19 protein-coding genes and 1 other RNA gene are annotated in these 19,719 nt (G+C 56.5%); 5 read left to right on the plus strand and 15 right to left on the minus strand.

The window, feature by feature from the left end:
* Window positions 1–29: 29 nt before the first annotated feature.
* From FKM52_RS13050 to FKM52_RS13075, 6 genes are all read right to left on the minus strand, one after another.
* A complete protein-coding gene (locus tag FKM52_RS13050) occupies window positions 30–344 on the minus strand; it encodes a hypothetical protein (RefSeq protein ID WP_141176611.1) in 315 nt (104 codons plus the stop codon).
* Between the two features lie 46 nt (window positions 345–390).
* Complete coding sequence (locus FKM52_RS13055) at window positions 391–681, minus strand: hypothetical protein (protein ID WP_141176612.1); 291 nt, start codon at window positions 679–681, stop codon at window positions 391–393.
* A gap of 84 nt (window positions 682–765) precedes the next feature.
* Window positions 766–1,965: an FAD-dependent 2-octaprenylphenol hydroxylase gene (gene ubiI, locus FKM52_RS13060; protein ID WP_141176613.1), complete on the minus strand. Its 1,200-nt coding sequence runs from the start codon at window positions 1,963–1,965 to the stop codon at window positions 766–768.
* Window positions 1,966–1,978: 13 nt separating this feature from the next.
* On the minus strand, window positions 1,979–3,157 hold the full coding sequence (ubiH, locus tag FKM52_RS13065; RefSeq protein ID WP_141176614.1) for a 2-octaprenyl-6-methoxyphenyl hydroxylase: 1,179 nt from the start codon (window positions 3,155–3,157) through the stop codon (window positions 1,979–1,981).
* Window positions 3,154–4,476 (minus strand): Xaa-Pro aminopeptidase, encoded by a 1,323-nt coding sequence (pepP, locus tag FKM52_RS13070; RefSeq protein ID WP_141176615.1) that lies wholly within the window; start codon window positions 4,474–4,476, stop codon window positions 3,154–3,156. The genes ubiH and pepP overlap by 4 nt, the downstream gene beginning before the upstream one ends.
* A gap of 48 nt (window positions 4,477–4,524) precedes the next feature.
* Window positions 4,525–5,106 (minus strand): YecA/YgfB family protein, encoded by a 582-nt coding sequence (locus FKM52_RS13075; RefSeq protein ID WP_141176616.1) that lies wholly within the window; start codon window positions 5,104–5,106, stop codon window positions 4,525–4,527.
* A gap of 169 nt (window positions 5,107–5,275) precedes the next feature.
* On the opposite strand from FKM52_RS13075, the gene zapA reads away from it, so the two are divergent.
* The 3 genes from zapA (at window position 5,276) to FKM52_RS13090 (ending at window position 6,544) form a co-directional block, all read left to right on the plus strand.
* Window positions 5,276–5,605 carry a cell division protein ZapA gene (gene zapA, locus FKM52_RS13080; RefSeq protein WP_038624303.1) on the plus strand — a complete coding sequence of 110 codons (330 nt, stop codon included), beginning with the start codon at window positions 5,276–5,278 and terminating at the stop codon, window positions 5,603–5,605.
* A 46-nt stretch (window positions 5,606–5,651) separates the two neighbouring features.
* Window positions 5,652–5,835, plus strand: a non-coding RNA gene (gene ssrS / locus FKM52_RS13085) — 6S RNA.
* A 115-nt stretch (window positions 5,836–5,950) separates the two neighbouring features.
* Window positions 5,951–6,544 carry a 5-formyltetrahydrofolate cyclo-ligase gene (locus FKM52_RS13090; protein ID WP_141176617.1) on the plus strand — a complete coding sequence of 198 codons (594 nt, stop codon included), beginning with the start codon at window positions 5,951–5,953 and terminating at the stop codon, window positions 6,542–6,544.
* 52 nt (window positions 6,545–6,596) lie between these two features.
* On the opposite strand, the gene serA is transcribed toward FKM52_RS13090, so the two are convergent.
* Together serA and rpiA are read right to left on the minus strand one after the other, a co-directional pair.
* Window positions 6,597–7,835 carry a phosphoglycerate dehydrogenase gene (serA, locus tag FKM52_RS13095; RefSeq protein ID WP_141176618.1) on the minus strand — a complete coding sequence of 413 codons (1,239 nt, stop codon included), beginning with the start codon at window positions 7,833–7,835 and terminating at the stop codon, window positions 6,597–6,599.
* A 282-nt stretch (window positions 7,836–8,117) separates the two neighbouring features.
* Window positions 8,118–8,777 carry a ribose-5-phosphate isomerase RpiA gene (rpiA, locus tag FKM52_RS13100; RefSeq protein WP_141176619.1) on the minus strand — a complete coding sequence of 220 codons (660 nt, stop codon included), beginning with the start codon at window positions 8,775–8,777 and terminating at the stop codon, window positions 8,118–8,120.
* Between the two features lie 190 nt (window positions 8,778–8,967).
* Between rpiA and FKM52_RS13105 the strand changes: the two genes are divergently transcribed.
* Entirely contained in the window at window positions 8,968–9,891 is a 924-nt protein-coding gene (locus tag FKM52_RS13105; RefSeq protein ID WP_141176620.1) for a LysR family transcriptional regulator ArgP, read from the plus strand.
* Between the two features lie 81 nt (window positions 9,892–9,972).
* Here FKM52_RS13105 and FKM52_RS13110 read toward each other — a convergent pair whose 3' ends face one another.
* From FKM52_RS13110 to epd, 6 genes are all read right to left on the minus strand, one after another.
* A complete protein-coding gene (locus tag FKM52_RS13110) occupies window positions 9,973–10,695 on the minus strand; it encodes an oxidative stress defense protein (RefSeq protein WP_141176621.1) in 723 nt (240 codons plus the stop codon).
* A gap of 168 nt (window positions 10,696–10,863) precedes the next feature.
* The gene (gene argO, locus FKM52_RS13115) at window positions 10,864–11,487 is read right to left on the minus strand and encodes an arginine exporter ArgO (RefSeq protein WP_141176622.1); all 624 of its coding nucleotides are present in this window, start codon (window positions 11,485–11,487) and stop codon (window positions 10,864–10,866) included.
* 129 nt (window positions 11,488–11,616) lie between these two features.
* A complete protein-coding gene (gene mscS, locus FKM52_RS13120; RefSeq protein ID WP_141176623.1) occupies window positions 11,617–12,510 on the minus strand; it encodes a small-conductance mechanosensitive channel MscS in 894 nt (297 codons plus the stop codon).
* A 184-nt stretch (window positions 12,511–12,694) separates the two neighbouring features.
* Complete coding sequence (gene fbaA, locus FKM52_RS13125; RefSeq protein WP_141176624.1) at window positions 12,695–13,774, minus strand: class II fructose-bisphosphate aldolase; 1,080 nt, start codon at window positions 13,772–13,774, stop codon at window positions 12,695–12,697.
* 95 nt (window positions 13,775–13,869) lie between these two features.
* Window positions 13,870–15,033, minus strand: coding sequence for a phosphoglycerate kinase (pgk, locus tag FKM52_RS13130; protein WP_141176625.1), 1,164 nt, complete (start codon window positions 15,031–15,033; stop codon window positions 13,870–13,872).
* Between the two features lie 50 nt (window positions 15,034–15,083).
* The gene (gene epd, locus FKM52_RS13135; protein WP_141176626.1) at window positions 15,084–16,103 is read right to left on the minus strand and encodes an erythrose-4-phosphate dehydrogenase; all 1,020 of its coding nucleotides are present in this window, start codon (window positions 16,101–16,103) and stop codon (window positions 15,084–15,086) included.
* A 644-nt stretch (window positions 16,104–16,747) separates the two neighbouring features.
* On the opposite strand from epd, the gene FKM52_RS13140 reads away from it, so the two are divergent.
* Entirely contained in the window at window positions 16,748–17,290 is a 543-nt protein-coding gene (locus tag FKM52_RS13140; protein WP_160249726.1) for a bactofilin family protein, read from the plus strand.
* Between the two features lie 147 nt (window positions 17,291–17,437).
* Here FKM52_RS13140 and tkt read toward each other — a convergent pair whose 3' ends face one another.
* Window positions 17,438–19,429 carry a transketolase gene (gene tkt / locus FKM52_RS13145; protein ID WP_141176628.1) on the minus strand — a complete coding sequence of 664 codons (1,992 nt, stop codon included), beginning with the start codon at window positions 19,427–19,429 and terminating at the stop codon, window positions 17,438–17,440.
* Window positions 19,430–19,719 lie beyond the last annotated feature (290 nt).

Raw genomic sequence — 19,719 nt, forward strand, 5'->3', positions numbered from 1 at the left:
GGCGTTTAGTTGCAGGAAATGGCTTTCTGCTACTCCTTTATTTTATAAATAAAGGCCTTGTAGCCAAGCCTCACTGACTTAACCAAACAAACTATCGGCACAGCGACGCACAGCGCGGCGATATAACTATAAATCATCTCGCCGCTCTCAAAATTTATGGTATAAACAATCCCTGCCATTATTAACAGAATGATAATAAGCATCACTAAAAATTTGCTTCTGAGTTTATGCAGAAGTATCAGATAGGTGGTGCCGTCGCGCCGTAAATATTCACGCATAACGGCAAGATCCTTACTGGTAAATCCGTTTTTAACTAACTCTTCTTCTATATCTAAACCGTTCATATCCTTACTCCTGCGGTTGCCATTTTTTATAAAAATTATTTCCTTTTTATTGTTCCGCTAATTGAAGCGACATGGGCGCCAGCATCGCGACTCTCTGGCGACGGCCTTGATAAATAGCCAGCCGCGGCAGAAGAGCCGATAAAATCGCCTTTTTAAACAGGCCCGATATGGCTTTGTTATAACCCGGAAAAATCGAATATTTTGTGATCGCCGCACCGATATCCGCTTTTAACCGGCTAAATGAGAACCGCTGAGATAGCGATAAGACCATTGCAGGCGCAAGGCCGTTCGATCGGCGCAGATGGTCAACGCCGATACCCGCTGCTGGCGCGATCACGCCTGACGGAAAGCGGCGTTTTGCGCCTGTCGGCGGGCCACCTGCGCCATTAAAAAAGGGCCTTTCGGCCCTTTAAATCATCTTTTATCGCAGCCATTCCGGCAGATCGTGCAGCCCCATCGCCTGTTTTAACAGGCGCGGCTTAACGCCGGGCAAGGTATCAGCTAGCCGCAGTCCCAGGTCGCGCAGCAGTTTTTTAGCGGGATTGTTGCCAGCAAACAGCTCGCGAAACCCCTGCATGCCGGCCAGCATCACTGCGGCGCTCTGCTTGCGGCTGCGTTCGTAGCGACGCAGATAGAGGTGCTGACCAATATCTTTACCCTGCTGATGCAGGCGGCGGATCTCTCCAGCCAGTTCGGCGGCATCCATAAAGCCCAGGTTTACCCCCTGCCCGGCCAGCGGATGAATGGTATGCGCCGCATCGCCAACCAGCGCCAGCCGGTGAGCGGCAAACTGGCGGGCATAGCGCGCCGTCAGCGGAAAAGTCTGTCGTTCGCTTTCCAGCTCGCACAGACCAAGACGCATATCAAAGGCAACCGAAAGCTGCTGATTAAACAACGCGGCGGGCATATCGCGCAGGCGGGCAGCCTCCTGCGGCGCTACTGACCAGACAATAGAACAGAGATGCGGATCGCTGAGCGGCAGGAAAGCCAGGATCCCTTCACCGTGAAAAACCTGACGCGCTACCGCCTGATGCGGCTGCGCGGTGCGAATATTCGCTACCAGCGCGTGGTGCTCATAATCCCAGAAGGTTAACGGAATATCCGCCTTGTTACGCAGCCAGGAGCGGGCGCCGTCTGCGCCGATCAGCAGGCGCGCGCTCATCATGCCGCCATCCTGCAGGGTAATAAAGGCTTCGTTATCGCCAAAGGCGACCTGCTGTAGCTCAGCGGGCGCCAGCAGGGTGATATCGCTCAGCTGCTGCGCGCGCTGCCACAGCGCCTGATGAATCACCTGATTTTCGATGATATAGCCTAAGTGGCTGACGCCCTGCGGTTCATCGAATTCAATGCGCCCAAAGCTGTCGCGATCCCACACTTCCATGCCGTGATAGCTGCTGGCGCGCAGCGCCAGAATCGACGGCCAGACCTCCAGGTGCTGCAGCAAACGCTCGCTGGCGGCGTTGATTGCGGAAACGCGCAGGCCGTGCGGCTGGCCGGGGTTAAAGGCTTCAGGGGCCGATTTTTCCAGCACCGCGATACGCAGCCCGCAGCCCTGCAATCCGCAGGCAACGGCCAGCCCTACCATACCGCCGCCAGCGATTACCACGTCATAAGTTTGCATTGAAATCCTCTTTTCAGCGCGCTACCCAGCCAAGCGTTCGCTCCGCCAGGCGGTTGCGCAGCCAGGGTAAATTGTCCATTGTCATCAGGCCAAGATTGCGTCCAACCACCAGCGGCAGATAGCGATTAGCGAAAATCCGCACCAGCCCATCGGTAATACCGACGGTGGCGTTGCGATCCGGCATTCGCCGTTGGTTATAGCGTTGCAGCACGGCGAAACTGCCGGGATCCTGCTGCTGACGCCAGGCGGATGCCAGGGTTTCAGCCAGCGACATCACATCACGCATACCGAGATTAAACCCCTGTCCGGCGATGGGATGCAGCGTCTGCGCCGCGTTGCCCACCAGCGCCAGCCGGTGCGCTACGGTTTGTTCAGCCGTTTGCAGCATCAGGGGATAGCTGTGACGCTGCCCCACCTGGGTAAAGCGTCCCAGACGCCAGCCGAACGCCTGCTGTAGCGCGGCTAAAAACTCCGCGTCGCTCCAGGCGTCAATACGCGCTTTTTCCTGCGGCGGATGACACCAGACCAGCGAACTGCGGCCGTTTGACATCGGCAGCAGCGCCAGCGGGCCGTGCGGGGTAAAGCGTTCGAACGCCCGTCCCTGATGCGCGATCTGCGTGGTGACGTTGGCGATAACCGCCATCTGTTGATAATCCTCGCTGCGCCACTGGATACCGCACGCCGCGGCGCTGCGCGAACGTGAGCCGTCCGCCGCTACCAGCAGCTGCCCCTCCAGCCGTTCGCCGCTGCCCAGGGTCACGCTTACGCCATCCGGGCGCCGTTCCACCAGGCTGACGCTTTCAGGGCAGCGCAGGGACACGCCCGGCGCCTGACGCAGCAGCTGATAAAGACGATTGCCCACTTCATGCAGCTCAACCACATTGCCCAGCGCGCTGACGCCATAGTCGGCGGCATCAATATTAACGAAGCCGGCATGGCCGCGATCGCTGACATGTACGTGGGTAATCGGCGTAGCGCACTGCGCCAGCGCAGGCCACAGGTTTATTGCCGCCAGCTGCCGGCAGGTGCCTTCCGCCAGCGCGATCGCCCGCCCGTCATAGCCGGGATGCGCCCGATCGCCCGGCGCCACCGCCTCGATAACCGTGACCGGCAAGGCTCCCTGAGTCAGATGTGAAATCGCCAGCGCCAGGGTTGCGCCAGCCATGCCGCCGCCGGCAACGATCACGCTCATGCCTGATGCGCTGCCGCCATCAGCGCTTCGATCGCGTCGGCATCTTTTACCACGCTATCGGTAAGGTTTTCGTTGCCCTGCTCGGTGATCAGAATGTCATCTTCGATACGAATGCCGATGCCGCGATATTCCGCCGGCACCTCAGCATCCGGCGCGATATAAAGGCCTGGTTCAACGGTCAACGCCATGCCAGGTTCGAGAATGCGGCCCCGATCCGGCGTACCGTAGTGTCCGACGTCATGCACGTCCAGCCCCAGCCAGTGGCTCAGGCCATGCATATAAAACTGCCGGTGCGCGTTCTCCGCGATTAACAGCTCTACGTCGCCCTGCAGAACGCCCAGCTCAACCAGGCCGGTGACCATAATCCGTACCACCTCTTCATTAACGTCGCGAATACTGGTGCCGGGGCGAAACAGCTCCAGCGCCTTGTACAGCGAAGCCAGCACAATGTCGTAAATCGCACGCTGCGGCGCGGTAAATTTACCGTTTACCGGGAAAGTACGGGTGATATCGCCCGCATAGCCGTCCAGTTCGCAGCCTGCGTCAATCAGCACCAGCTCGCCGTCGCGCAGCTCGCTTTCATTTTCGGTGTAGTGAAGAATGCAGCCGTTTTCGCCGCCGCCGACGATAGTGTTATAGGAGGGATGGCGCGCGCCGTGACGGGTAAATTCATGATGAATCTCTCCGGCCAGCTGATATTCAAACATGCCGGGGCGGCAGACCTGCATAGCGCGCGTATGCGCCATAGCGCTGATTTTTCCGGCGCGACGCAGAATCTCCTGCTCCTCTGCGCTCTTAAACAGCCGCATTTCATGCACCCAGGGGCGCCAGTCGGTAAGCGTATCCGGCGCCTGCAGGTTTTGCCGGAAGCCGCGACGCAGCTTATCCAGCGCGCTGAACAGGATACGATCGGCAAAATCATATTCGCCCTGCGCATGGTAAACCACCGCCAGACCGTTCAGCAGCTGATGCAGCTGCTCGTCGAGCGCATCCCACGGCAGCGCCCGATCGACGCCCAGCTTTTCCGGCGCCGCTTCCTGTCCAAGACGCCGGCCGAACCAGGTTTCCGCCTGTTTATCGCGCACGCGGTTAAACAGCACGCTGTGGTTATGCGTTTCATCGCTTTTTATCAGGATCAGCAGCGCTTCCGGCTCGTTGAAGCCGGTGAAGTACCAGAAATCACTGTTCTGGCGGAAGGGATATTCCGTATCCGCGCTGCGCGTCACCTCCGGCGCGGCGAAAATCAACGCCGCGCTGCCTGAGGCCATACGCGCCAGCAGCGCCTGGCGGCGCTGCAAAAAAGTATCCAGCGTTATCATTCGTATCTTCTCCCTGAGTGAGGCCGTTACGCGGCGCCAGCAAAACGATCAGTGCAGCGTCGGCTTTTTCACTTCCGGCGCGGTGGGCATCACCGGCGGGTTGAATGTTTCGTAGCACAGCAGCGCGGCAACGCGAACATATTCCACCACCTCCTCCAGCGACTGCTCCAGCTCATCCCGATCGTCCTCTTTATCATAGCCAAGCTGGGCGATGGTGCGCAGGTCGTCGATCGCTTCGCCCGCCTCGCCTTTCACCTTATCGAGCTTCGGCTGCGTTACGCCCAGCCCCAGCAGGAAATGGTTCACCCAGCCGGCCAGCGCATCGGCACGATCAAAAACGCTGCTTTCATCCTCGTCAGGCAGCAGCAGCTGGAACAGAAAGCCCTCCTCCTCCAGCGTATCCTGGATATGCGCGTGCAGCGCCTGCAGCGGCTGCGCCAGCGACTGAGAAAAAGCCAGCCCCTCGTTGGTTAAATCATGCACCAGCGTTTTCCAGCTGTGATCTTTATTGCCACCGCAGACAATGCCGCTGATCAGGCCGTGCATTTCAGCCGGTGTCATTCCTACGCCCTGCTGGTTCAGAGCGGATGCCAGCGCCTGATAGCCCGGCCGTGTGTTATCTGTAGACATACGCATTCATCATCGTTGGCGGATTAAGTTCGTGTTATGCTACCACCAGGTGCCTTGAGGTTTCCAGAAAGGGCTTGTTTCTTCACACAAGGGTAGATATAGTGGCGCCCCTTCTGAGCCGGAGCAGGTTCAGAGCGATGCGGGCGCAGTAATCAGTCAGGAAGGTGGCATGTCTGCACAACCGGTAGATATTCAGATTTTTGGACGTTCACTGCGCGTGAATTGTCCACCTGAACAGCAAGATGCTCTGAACGCAGCTGCAGAAGATCTTAATCAGCGGTTGCAAGATCTGAAAGTTCGCACTAGAGTCACAAATACAGAGCAGCTGGTGTTTATCGCTGCGTTGAATATTTGTCATGAGCTGGCGCAGGAAAAGGTGAAAACCCGCGACTACGCTGCTAACATGGAACAACGCATTCGTATGCTGCAGCAGACTATTGAGCAAGCGCTGCTTGAACAAGGTCGCATAACTGAGCGCCAGGGCGCAAAGTTCGAATAAAGCTTTACGGCCTGCTGTGATACAGATACAGTGGCGGTGAAGTACAATTTCTCTGAGATGTTTGCAAGTGGGCCAGTCCCCTGAGCCGATATTTCAAAACCACAGAATGTGGCGCTCCGCAACCTGTGAGCATGCCCGGCCCGTCCGGGAAGCCTGATGGTTACGACGACACATTCACCTTGAACCAAGGGTTCAAGGGTTACAGCCTACGGCGGCATCTCGGAGATTCCTTTCTTTATCCTTAAGTTAATATCTGTTTTCTCATTGCCGGCCCGTTCGGCGTCTTGAAAACCCTCGCCCCTGGTGTGTTATAGTCGCACCATATCCGCAGGCGCAGGAACCCCCATGGCTTTATCTCAGATCGACCGTCAGGAAATTCGTACCCACGTGCGCCGTCTACGACGCGGTTTGAGCGCTGCTCAGCAAACGCTGGCGGCAGACAGCATTGCCGAACACGCGTTGCATATTGAGCCGGTAGATCGGGCGCAGCATATTGCGCTGTTTCTCTCCGTTGACGGCGAGCTCAATACCCGCCCGCTGATTGCCCGGCTCTGGCAGCAGCAAAAACAGGTCTATCTGCCCGTTCTGCACCCCTTCTCGCCAGGCAACCTAATCTTTGTTCGCTACACGCCGGAAACCATTCTGGCGCCGAACAGAGTACGCATCCCGGAACCGCCGCTGGACGTCAGACACATTATTCCGCTCGACGGGCTGGACGTGATGTTCGTTCCGCTGGTGGCGTTCGATCGCCAGGGGCAGCGGCTCGGCATGGGCGGCGGCTTTTACGATCGCACCCTGCAAAACTGGCGGCAGCACCGCTTCTTACCGATCGGGCTGGCGCATGACTGCCAGCGGGTAGAAAAGCTGCCGGCAGCCGACTGGGATATTCCGCTGCCGGCTATCCTGACGCCTTCGCACTTCTGGCAGTGGGAAATGTAAAACGCCGCCCCGCAGACGGGACGGCGTGCCGGCTCACGCTGTTTTCCGTTAATCAGTAGAGCAAACGCGCCCGAATCGTGCCCGGAATCGCTTTCATCAACGTCAGCGCCCGGTGCGCCACATCTTTCTCCGCATCAATATCGATCACCACATAGCCCATAACCGGCGTGGTTTGCAGATACTGTGCGGCAATGTTGATGCCCTGCTCGGCAAAAATCAGGTTAATCGCCGTCAGCACGCCGGGACGGTTTTCATGGATGTGCAGCAGGCGGCTTACCTGTTCGCCATGCATCGGCAGCGACACTTCCGGGAAGTTGACCGCCGACAGCGTGGAACCGTTATCGGAATACTTCGCCAGTTTTCCCGCCACCTCGATACCGATATTCTCCTGCGCTTCCTGCGTCGAACCGCCGATATGCGGCGTCAGCAGCACGTTATCAAACTCGCAGAGCGGAGAAGTAAAGGGATCGCTGTTGGTTGCAGGCTCTTCCGGGAAGACGTCGATCGCCGCGCCGGCAAGGTGTTTGCTGCCCAGCGCCTGGCAGAGCGCCGGAATATCCACCACGGTGCCGCGCGAGGCGTTAATCAGCAGCGAGCCGGGCTTCATCAGCGCCAGCTGTTCGGCGCCCATCATATTCTGCGTGGCGGGGGTTTCCGGCACGTGCAGGCTAACCACGTCGCTCATGTTCAGCAGATCGGAGAGATGCGCCACCTGCGTCGCGTTGCCCAGCGGCAGCTTGTTTTCAATATCGTAGAAGAAAACGTGCATCCCCAGGCTTTCCGCCAGCACGCCCAGCTGCATGCCGATATGGCCATAGCCGATAATGCCCAGCCGTTTGCCGCGCGCTTCATAGCTGCCCGCCGCCTGTTTATTCCAGACGCCGCGATGCGCTTTGGCGTTCGCTTCCGGCACGCCGCGCATCAGCAGCAGCAGCTCGCCGATCACCAGCTCCGCCACCGAGCGGGTATTGGAAAAAGGAGCGTTAAACACCGGCACGCCGCGTTTGGCCGCCGCGTCGAGATCCACCTGATTAGTGCCGATGCAGAAGCAGCCTACCGCCGCCAGCTTCTCTGCCGCGGCAAAAATTTCTTCGGTCAGCTGAGTACGGGATCGAATACCGATAAAATGCGCATCGCGCACCGCCTCTTTCAGCGCATCGCTGTCAAGCGCGCCTTTATGATATTCAATATTGCTGTAGCCTGCCGCGCGCAGGTTATCCAGCGCGCTCTGGTGGACGCCTTCCACCAGCAGAAACTTAATCTTGTCTTTCTCCAGTGATACTTTTGCCATTTCCCGACCCTATTTTGCGGACTTCAGATGGGGCTGTAATAAGCCAGCCTTCTGTCAAAATAACAAAATCTACGCGGGCGGCAATACAACCGATTGCCTGCGCATCAGCATGGCTGTATGGCGAGCGGGACGGATACAACAGATTATGGCGCGAATATAAAAGCAGGCAGTATGATAGCGCGACAGGGAATAATTATGTGACATAAGTCACTAAATTGTCGTCTGCGGAGAAAAGATGATTTTCACTGAGAAATAACTGGCGCGTCCGGCGCGCCAGAAAGATCACCGGGTGATGGTTTTAACGCCGTCCGCGCCGCCGATCAGCGCCACATCGGCGCCGCGCGCGGCAAACAGGCCAACGGTTACCACGCCGGGCAGCGCGTTGATGGCGCGCTCCAGTTCGCTGGGGTTAACGATGCTGAGATTATGCACGTCGAGAATAATGTTGCCGTTATCGGTAACGACGTTTTGCCGATACTCCGGCAGACCGCCCAGCTTCACCAGCTCGCGCGCTACGTAAGAGCGCGCCATCGGGATCACCTCAACCGGCAACGGGAAACGGCCCAGCACATCCACCTGCTTGGAAGCGTCGGCGATACAGATAAACTTATCCGCCACCGCCGCGACGATTTTTTCGCGCGTCAGCGCCGCGCCGCCGCCCTTAATCATCTGCATCTGCGGATTGATTTCATCCGCGCCGTCAACGTAGATCGCCAGCGAATCCACTTCATTGAGATCGAAGACATGAATGCCCAGGCTCTTTAACTTCTGCGTGGAAGCTTCCGAGCTGGAAACCGCGCCCTCAATCTGATGTTTGATGGAGCCGAGCGCATCAATAAAGTGGGCGGCGGTGGAGCCCGTACCCACGCCGACAATGGTTCCCGGCTTGACATAGTCCAGCGCGGCCCAGCCTACTGCTTTTTTCAGTTCATCCTGCGTCATGGTATGTTTAAAACCTGTGCTAGTAGTGTGCGCGTAGTATAAAACAAGCACCGGAGAAAGTGCGCATTCGCTACGTGACGATTAATGGCTTTGCAAAGCGCCCCACAGATTAGCAAGCGCAACATCAGGGGCAAGGCGATGATTTTATGGCATAGTGCCCTGGGCATTCCTGGATGAGAGCAACATAACAATGAAAAGACCCGATTATCGAACGCTTCAGGCCCTGGATGCTGTGATCCGCGAACGCGGCTTTGAGCGCGCGGCGCAAAAATTATGCATTACCCAGTCGGCGGTTTCACAACGCATCAAGCAGCTGGAAAATATGTTTGGTCAGCCGCTGCTGGTGCGCACCATACCGCCGCGTCCTACCGAACAGGGGCAAAAGCTGCTCGCCCTGCTGCATCAGGTCGAGCTGCTGGAAGATGAATGGCTCGGCGATGAAAACGGCGCCACCACGCCGCTTCTGCTGTCGCTGGCGGTGAACGCCGACAGTCTGGCGACCTGGCTGCTGCCCGCGCTGAAGGATGTGCTGGCCGATTCGCCAGTGCGCCTGAACCTGCAGGTAGAGGATGAGACCCGCACCCAGGAGCGCTTACGCCGGGGCGAAGTGGTAGGCGCGGTGAGTATTCAGCCGCAGCCGCTGCCCAGCTGTCTGGTGGATCGGCTTGGCGCGCTGGACTATCTGTTCGTCGGCTCGCGCGAGTTCGCCGCGCGCTACTTTCCCAACGGCGTCACCCGCTCCGCGCTGCTGAAGGCGCCTGCGGTGGCGTTCGATCACCTGGACGATATGCATCAGGCTTTTCTGCAGCAGAATTTCGATCTCTCGCCGGGCAGCGTGCCCTGCCATATCGTTAACTCTTCCGAAGCCTTTGTGCAGCTGGCGCGACAGGGATCGACCTGTTGTATGATCCCGCACCTGCAGATTGAGAAGGAGCTTGCCAGCGGCGAGCTGATCGATCTGACGCCCGGCCTTTATCAGCGGCGTATGCTCTACTGGCACCGCTTTGCGCCGGAAAGCCGCCTGATGCGGCGCGTCACCGACGCGCTGCTGGCGCACGGTCATCGCGTGCTGCGTCAGGAAGAAGAAACTGCCCTGCTGAAAGCGCGCCGCTAAAAAAGGCGACTCGCGTCGCCTGAAACCGCAACCTAAGCCGCCGGACGCGGCAAGCTAAACTCCCCGCGTCCGGCGACGTCTTTAGTTGCGCTGAAGTTCAAACACCACATCCACCTGATCGTCGAAGTGAATGCTCTGCTGTTCATAGGTTTGCGCCGCAGAGGCCATCGGCGCGGCGTCTGCCGCCTTATACATACGCGCCATCGGCATCGGCTGATAGTTGGCGACGTGATAACGCACGCTGTAAACCGGCCCCAGCTTGGCGTTAAATCCCTGCGCCAGCGCCGTTGCCTGCTGGGTAGCGTTTTCAATCGCCGCCTGACGCGCCTTCGCCTTATAGCTGTCAGGATTGGCTACGCCCAGCTCAACGGAGCGGATTTCATTCAGGCCCGATTTCAGCGCGCCGTCCAGCAGATCGTTTAGCTTATCAAGCTGACGCAGAGTGACCTGCACCTGGCGCACCGCGCGGTATCCTTTCAGCACCGCCTTCCCTTCTTTGGTGTAGTCATATTCCGGCTGGGTACGCAGATTAGCCGCATCGATATCTTTTTTCTCAATCCCGTTTTTATTCAGAAAATCGAAATATTGCGCGACGCGCGTATCCGCCTGTTTTTTCGCTTCGGCGGCATCTTTCGACGAGACGTTGACTTCGATCGCCAGCGTGGCGATATCGGGCCGCGCGTCGACGCTGGCCTGACCGGAAGTGACGACATGCGGCCCGTTGGGCAGCTCATCAGCCTGCGCCATTAAAGGGGCCGAACCTAAACCCATCATTGCGGCCAGAGCCAGTGCTTTCAGTTTCACGGAGGGTCCTCCTTGGAGACAAAACAAATAAACGGGGCGCCGTTAAACCATTGCCCTGACAATATGTCAGCCTGACATAAGTTCGCGCCCGATGACATGCGTGTTGCTCTGAGTTTTTATTCTGGCAAAAGTTTCTTTTTTTGCCGCCCCGTTTACCTTCTGTTGCCGTCACTGGAAACCGGCAACCGCCTGCAAGGCCAGCTTCAGCGCGATGCCCCACATCACCAGGCCGACCAGCAGATTAATTACGCGCTGCGCGCCCTGGGTGCTTAGCCGCGGCGACAGCCAGGCCGCCAGCAGCGCCAGGCTAAAGAACCAGAACAGCGAGGCGCTGGCGGTGCCCAGCGCAAACCAGCGGCGCGCCTCCTGCGGCAGCTGGCCCCCCAGGCTGCCCAGCACCACAAAGGTATCGAGATAAACGTGCGGATTCAGCCAGGTCACGGCGGCCAGCGTGGCGAGAATGCGCCAGCGGCTTTGCTGTTTAATCGCGGCGCTGGTCAGTTCGATATTGGCGCTGAAGGCGGCGCGCAGCGCTCCCCAGCCATACCAGAGCAGAAAGGCGACGCCGCCCCAGGTTACCAGATTCAGCAGCAGCGGCGACTGGTTAAGCAGCGCGCTGCCGCCAAACACGCCGGCGCAGATCAATACAATATCGCTGAGCGTGCAGATAGCGGCGGTCATTAAATGATACTGACGCCGAATTCCCTGGTTCAGTACAAACGCGTTCTGCGGCCCCAGCGGCAATATCAGCGCAACACCCAGAGCAAAGCCCTGAAAATAGACGGATAACATCAATTTTTCTCCGTAAAGATAATGGTGGAGAAGTGTATAGCGGCGGCAACAGGGGGTGAAATGGAAAGAATTAATGGATCATCAGCAGCGCTAATAAAGCAGGGCGAGGCCTTCCTCGCCCGCTCAGGCTTATTCGGCTCTGGCCGGCGTCGCCGCGCTTGCGTCCGGCGCGCGCGCAGCATCGACCTGATGCAGATGGACATCCATCTGCGGATAGGGAATGCCGATGCCATGCGCGTCCAGCGTGCGCTTAAAGTTCTTCATCAGATCCCAGTAAACATCCTGCAGATCGCTGCTGTTGCTCCAGCAGCGCACGACAAAGTTCAGCGACGAGGCCGCCAGCTCGTTCAGGCCGATCTGTACGCCGCGATCCTGCAATACGCGCGCATCGGCATCCACGACTTCACGCAGCAGGGCGATAACCCTATCGACATCGGCATCATAGGCGACGCCAATCACAAACTCGTTGCGCCGCACCGGCTCACGCGAGAAGTTAACAATATTGCCCGCGATGATTTTACCGTTCGGCACCACGACGATTTTGCCATCGCCGGTACGCAGCGTGGTAGAGAAAATCTGTACGTGCAGAACCGTACCCATTACGCCGCCAAGATCGACAAACTCGCCGGTGCGGAACGGGCGGAAAGTTACCAGCAGTACGCCCGCCGCCAGGTTGGAGAGCGAGCCCTGCAGCGCCAGGCCGACGGCCAGACCCGCGGCGCCCAGCACCGCGATAACCGAAGCGGTCTGTACCCCGACGCGCCCCAGCGCGGCGATCAGCGTAAAGGCGATAATACCGTAACGCACCAGCGCCGACAGAAAATCGGCCACGGTAGCGTCAATATGCCGCGTCCGCAGCAGTCGATTAATGCCGTTAGCCACCACGCGCGCAATAATCATCCCGACAATAATGATGGCAATGGCGGCGACAATATTGACCGCATAGCTCAGCAGCAGCGCCTGGTTATGCACCAGCCAGCCGCCCGCGCTGTTAATACCGTTAACCACATTCAAATCTTGCATCGATCCACCCTTTGTTGGTTCCCCAATAAAGTAAGCCAAACCGCCAGTAGGAGCTGACGAACCATTAACAAAGGGTAAGCAATGTTTTCGCGCTTCGCCAAAGAAGCGGCAATAAAGGTTACATTTTCATATCAAAACGGCATAAAAAAAGGCCCCGCAGGGCCTTTTTACTACCGTGTGCTGATTACAGCGTGTTGATGTTGTTCAGCTCTTTGAACGCCTGCTCTAAGCGCGTCACCATAGAGGTCTGAGCAGCACGCAGCCAGACGCGCGGATCGTAGAATTTCTTGTTCGGCTTGTCGTCGCCTTCCGGGTTGCCCAGCTGCCCCTGCAGGTAGCCTTCGTTCTTTTTGTAATACTGCAGAATACCGTCCCAGGTCGCCCATTGGGTATCGGTATCGATATTCATTTTGACCACGCCGTAGTCGATAGACTCTTTGATCTCTTCAGCAGAAGAACCGGAACCGCCGTGGAACACGAAGTTCAGCGCGTTGTGCGGCAGGTTATGTTTCTGGCAAACATATTCCTGTGAGTTTTTCAGGATTTTCGGCGTCAGTACCACGTTACCCGGCTTGTAAACGCCATGAACGTTGCCGAAAGAAGCAGCGATGGTAAAGCGATGGCTGACTTCGCTCAGTTTGGTGTAAGCGTAATCAACATCTTCCGGCTGGGTATACAGCGCGGAGCTGTCGAGATGGGAGTTATCTACGCCATCTTCTTCACCGCCGGTTACGCCCAGTTCGATTTCCAGCGTCATGCCCATTTTCGCCATGCGCGCCAGATATTTGCTGCTGAGTTCGATGTTTTCTTCCAGAGACTCTTCGGAAAGGTCGATCATATGGGAAGAGAACAGCGGCTTACCGGTCTGGGCGAAATGTTTTTCACCCGCGTCCAGCAGGCCGTCGATCCACGGCAGCAGTTTTTTCGCGCAGTGGTCGGTGTGCAGAATAACCGGCACGCCATATTTTTCCGCCATCAGGTGCACATGATGCGCGCCAGCGATGGCGCCGGCGATCGCAGCGGCCTGCGGCTCATCGGATTTAAAACCTTTACCGGCGATAAACGCGGCGCCGCCGTTGGAGAACTGAACGATAACCGGCGCTTTAACTTTTGCGGCCGCTTCCAGTACAGCGTTGATGGAATCGGTGCCCACGCAGTTAACTGCCGGCAGCGCGAATTTGTTTTCTTTCGCTACCTGGAATACTTTCTGTACGTCATCACCGGTGACAACGCCTGGTTTTACGAAATCAAAAATTTTAGACATCTGTTTTGTCCTGTTTCGTCGGCCGTGTTACGGATTCTCGCCCATGTCGTAAGCTGGGCAAACGTTCTGGCAGGGCATACGCCCTGCCTTAAAACTTACTGTTTAGCGCGCTCTTCCAGCATAGCAACCGCCGGCAGTTTTTTGCCTTCGACGAATTCCAGGAATGCGCCGCCGCCGGTTGAAATATAGGAAATTTTATCTTCAATGCCGAACAGATCGATCGCCGCCAGCGTATCGCCGCCGCCAGCTACAGAGAACGCTTCGCTATCAGCGATGGCGTTAGCGATGATTTCAGTGCCTTTACGGAAGTTCGGGAACTCGAACACGCCTACCGGGCCGTTCCACAGGATGGTTTTCGCTTCTTTCAGCATTTTCGCCATCGCCTGCGCCGTTTCGTCACCGAAGTCCATAATCTCTTCGTTATCGGCGACTTCGTTAACTTTTTTCACCGTGGCGACAGCAGTTTCAGAAAATTCCGTGCCGACGCGGGAGTCGGTCGGTACCGGAATACCGAACTGATCGCGCAGCCCTTTCGCCGCTTCAACGAAGTCTGGTTCGTAGAGCGATTTACCTACGTTATTGTCGATAGCAACAAAGGTGTTAGCGATACCGCCGCCGACGATCACGGTGTCGGCAATTTTCACCAGCGAGTTAAGCACGTCGAACTTGGTGGAAACTTTAGAGCCGCCAACCACCGCTACCAGCGGACGGGCCGGATTGTTCATCACTTTACCCAGCGCTTCCAGCTCGGCGGAAAGCAGCGGGCCGGCACAGGCGACTGGAGCAAATTTGCCCACGCCGTGGGTAGAAGCCTGCGCGCGGTGCGCGGTGCCGAAGGCGTCCATAACGAAAACGTCGCACAGCGCGGCATATTTTTTAGAGAGGGTTTCGTCGTCTTTCTTTTCGCCCTTGTTGAAACGGACGTTTTCCAGCACAACCAGTTCGCCGGCGCCCACTTCCACGCCGTCGAGATAATCTTTCGCCAGCGTTACGCTGGTGCCGTTCAGTTTATCTTTCAGGTAATTAACCACCGGCAGCAGCGAAAATTCTTCGTTGTATTCGCCTTCGGTCGGACGTCCCAGGTGCGACGTCACCATCACTTTCGCACCCTGTTTCAGGGCGGCTTCGATGGTCGGCAGGGAAGCGCGGATACGCGCATCTGACGTCACTTTCCCTTCTTTTACCGGCACGTTAAGATCGGCGCGGATCAGAACGCGTTTACCAGCAAGATCCAGATCGGTCATCTTAATTACAGACATGGTGAACCCTCTCGTTGATTCTCATAAGTTTTGTCAGACGCATCCGCGTCTTACCTGAAACCGCATGCGGCCATCGCTAAGGAAGTATCAAGCATCCGGTTAGCGAAGCCCCACTCGTTGTCACACCAGACCAAAGTCTTAATCAGGTGTTGACCGCTGACCCGCGTTTGCGTGCCGTCCACTATGGCACTATGCGGATCGTGATTAAAATCGATCGAGACTAACGGTATTTCCGTATAGTCAACTATACCACTAAAAGCCCCCGCTGAGGCATTTTGCAGCACGGCGTTCACCTCGCCGGCCGTCACCGCCGCGCGTACGCTTACGCTCAGATCCATCGCCGTCACGTTAATCGTCGGCACGCGCACGGCGATCGCTTCGAAACGATCGGCAAACTGCGGCAGAATGCGGCCGATGCCCGCCGCCAGCCGCGTATCTACCGGAATAATAGACTGGCTGGCGGCGCGCGTACGGCGCAGATCGCGGTGATAGGCGTCAATAACCTGCTGATCGTGCATCGCGGAATGGATGGTAGTGATGGCGCCGGATTCAATGCCAAACGCGTCATCCAGCAGCTTGATAATCGGAATAATACAGTTTGTAGTGCAGGAGGCGTTGGAAACCAGGCGATCGGCCTGCTTAAGCGTACTTTCGTTCACACCGTAGACGATGGTGGCGTCGAGATCGTTGCCGCCGGGATGAGAAAACAGCACTTTTTTCGCGCCCGCCTGCAGATGCGCTTCGCCATCGGCCCGGCTGCCCCAGATGCCGGTACAGTCCAGCACCAGATCGACATTCAGCTCACGCCACGGCAGATCGGCGATATTTTTCTGATGCAGCAAACGAATAGTGTCTTCGCCTACCCACAGCAGATCGCGTTCCTGACGCACCTCCCAGGCGAAACGGCCATGGCTGGTGTCATATTTCAATAAGTGCGCCATACCGGCGGACTCCGCCAGCTCATTAATGGCGACGACGTTCATTTCTGCCCGGCGCCCGGTTTCATACAGCGCGCGTAATACGCTGCGTCCAATGCGTCCAAAGCCGTTAATCGCTACGCGAAGGGCCATAATTCTCCTGCGTCACAACCTGATAAAAACGTGCCAATAGCCTGAGCCAGCCGCTGCGATTTGTACAGAGGAAAAATCCGCTGCCGCTCTGCACAAGTCGCAGAGGAAATCGTTTTACTGAAACGCTTCAGCGAGAATATTCGTTACAAGGAATAATTAAAATGACAGCGATCAACCCTTAAAACAAAATTCTGACATAGATCACAATTTTGCATAAAAGTTAGCGTGGTTGGCACAGTTGCAGAGCGGCGTCATTGTAAGGTAATTTGCCTTTATGGATTCTTTTTTACCTTTAGCTTGCGGCGTAGAATACAAAAGGCTGCGCCGTTCCGCCGTCGGCGTCAGCCTGTCGCGCCATGCAAAGGCGACAGAATGCCTGGAGGCGGTCGTTATCTACAGGTTGAAAAGAAAAGCCTGGACGGCTTGATATTGACCTTTCCTGGTTCTTTTAAAAGGACGTTATGAACTACAACCTGCTTTGGGGCATCTGGTTGTCCTGGGCTGTGGCGCTGCTGGCCTATTGCCTTGAGTGGGCGAATGCGTGGGAGCTATTAACCTGGCTGGCAATAATAGCGCTAACGGTTATTGCCTTTTTCATTACATTATTTTTAATTCGCACCCTGAAATCAGACAAAGGACTGACTATGTTTAAACGAAAAGATAATTTCCCGGAAAGTAATTATGAACCTGAAAAACCGGAAAGCATTATTTATCCGGAACCACCGCCGGCACCAACGAATAAAGAATCAGTTTCTGCAGCTATAGTAGTCGATCGCGAGGCGACGATTATTCCATCCAGCTGCCATATTAACGGCGAAATAAAAGCCTCCGGCGATATGAAAATTAACGGTTCTGTCGACGGCAAAATTATGGCGGAAAAAACGGTATACGTGCTGGGACAGGGAGTGGTAGAGGGCGAAATCTTTGCGGCTAAAGTAGTGGTGGATGGCAAGGTTAAAGGCCTGTGCGCCAGCGCCGTTGTAGAAATCAATGCCAACGGCCTGATGGACGGCACCATTGAAAGCGACGATCTTTCAATTAATAAAAACGGGCGTTTTTATGGGGTATCGAAACCCGCCGGGGCTAAAAAAGAGATGGCGGAGCATAAAACGGTTAACAAAGAGAGCGGCGCAGAAAAATTAACCATGATCCAGCAGGTATTAGATAACGTACAGGACAAAATGTAATTTGGAGTAATTAGCTATCCCGCCAGGATATTAATTCACATCGTATTAGTTAATAAATACCTTACTAATGGCGCCTGCCGCAAATAACAGGCAGGGCGCCATTAACGCATCGGGGATTCATCGGGCAACCCGACGAATCCCACGCCGTTACAGAATGGATTTCGCTTTAGCCACTACGTTATCCACGGTGAAGCCAAACAGCTTGAACAGCTGGTCGGCAGGCGCTGATTCGCCAAAGGTGGTCATGCCGATAATGGCGCCGTTCAGGCCGGTATATTTGTACCAGTAATCGGCAATGCCCGCTTCGATCGCCACGCGCGCGCTTACCGCTTTCGGCAGCACCGCTTCACGGTAAGCTTCATCCTGTTTGTCAAACACGTCGGTGGACGGCATGGAAACCACGCGCACGCGATAGCCTTCCGCGCTGAGGCGTTCCCAGGCCGCTACCGCCAGCTCAACTTCAGAACCGGTAGCGATCAGGATCAGCTGCGGCTGGCCTGCGCAATCTTTTAATACGTAGCCGCCGCGCGCAACGTTTGCCAGCTGGCCGGCGGTACGCGGCTGCTGCTCCAGATTCTGACGGGAGAAGATCAGCGCGGTCGGGCCATCTTTACGCTCGATAGCGTATTTCCACGCCACGGCGGACTCAACCTGATCGCACGGACGCCAGGTGCTCATATTCGGCGTAACGCGCAGGCTGGCCATCTGCTCAACCGGCTGATGCGTCGGGCCATCTTCGCCCAGGCCGATGGAGTCATGGGTATAGACCATTATCTGGCGAATTTTCATCAGTGCCGCCATCCGCACCGCGTTACGCGCATATTCCACAAACATCAGGAAGGTAGCGGTGTAAGGCAGGAAGCCGCCGTGCAGCGCGATACCGTTAGCGATAGCGGTCATGCCGAATTCGCGCACGCCGTAGTGGATGTAGTTGCCCGCCGCATCCTGGTTGATGCCTTTTGAACCGGACCACATCGTCAGGTTGCTCGGCGCCAGGTCAGCGGAGCCGCCCAGGTACTCCGGCAGCAGCTTGCCGAAGGCTTCAATAGCGTTTTGCGAAGCTTTACGGCTGGCGATTTTGTTCGGATTCGCCTGCAGCTGCTCGATAAATTTCTGCGACTCTTGCTGCCAGTTCGCCGGCAATTCATTGCTCATGCGGCGGGTGAACTCAGCCGCCAGCTCCGGATAAGCCTGGGCGTAAGCGTTGAATTTATCCTGCCATGCCGCCTCTTTCGCCTGCCCGGCTTCCTTCGCATCCCACGCGGCGTAAATTTCCTGCGGAATAACGAACGGCGCATATTCCCAGCCCAGCTGTTTGCGGGTCAGCTCGACTTCCTTTTCACCCAGCGGCGCGCCGTGCGAATCGTGCGTCCCCGCCTTATTTGGCGAACCAAAGCCGATCACCGTTTTGCACATCAACAGGGAAGGCTTATCGGTTACCGCTTTCGCTTCTTCGATCGCTTGCTTAATCGCCTGCGCATCATGACCGTCTACGTTACGCACCACGTGCCAGCCGTAAGCTTCGAAGCGGGCGCCGGTATCGTCGCTGAACCACTCTTCCACATGACCGTCGATGGAGATGCCGTTGTCATCATAAAACGCCATCAGCTTGCCGAGCTTCAGCGTACCGGCCAGCGAGCACACCTCATGTGAGATGCCTTCCATCATGCAGCCGTCGCCCATAAAGACATAAGTATGGTGATCGACGATATCATGACCGGGACGGTTAAACTGCGCGGCCAGCGTACGCTCAGCGATCGCCATGCCTACTGCGTTAGCAATGCCCTGCCCCAGCGGGCCGGTAGTGGTTTCCACGCCGGCGGTATAGCCGTATTCCGGGTGGCCCGGCGTTTTGGAGTGCAGCTGACGGAAGTTTTCCAGCTCGGACATCGGCAGATCGTAGCCGGTGAGGTGCAGCAGGCTATAGATCAGCATAGAACCGTGGCCGTTGGAGAGGACGAAGCGATCGCGATCTGCCCACTGCGGGTTGGACGGATTATGGTTCATATAATCACGCCACAGTACTTCAGCGATATCCGCCATACCCATTGGAGCGCCCGGATGACCAGATTTCGCTTTCTGCACAGCATCCATACTTAAAGCGCGAATAGCGTTGGCAAGCTCTTTACGAGAAGACATGTTTTACTCCAGGTCGGATTATGATGCTTCGCCGTCCTTAACCTATTGTAATGAATGAGTTATCAGGCAAAGCCAAAGGAAAGTCGCCCACAATGTACATGAAAAGCGGGGTAAAAGTACATGGTGTAAACAGCAAATTATCGGGGGCTGACAGGGCATTCTCCCTTGCCCGCTGGGCTTTATTTAGCGAAAGCGTTATAAAGGGTGCTACTGAAAAAATCGCCGCGCGCATTTTTATCAGGTTACTGTTTTTTTACCGCCCTGTTACTGTTTTAAAGGATAAGAAAGGA

This window comes from Mixta tenebrionis, from assembly GCF_006517625.1.
In the GTDB taxonomy this organism is placed as follows: domain Bacteria; phylum Pseudomonadota; class Gammaproteobacteria; order Enterobacterales; family Enterobacteriaceae; genus Mixta; species Mixta tenebrionis.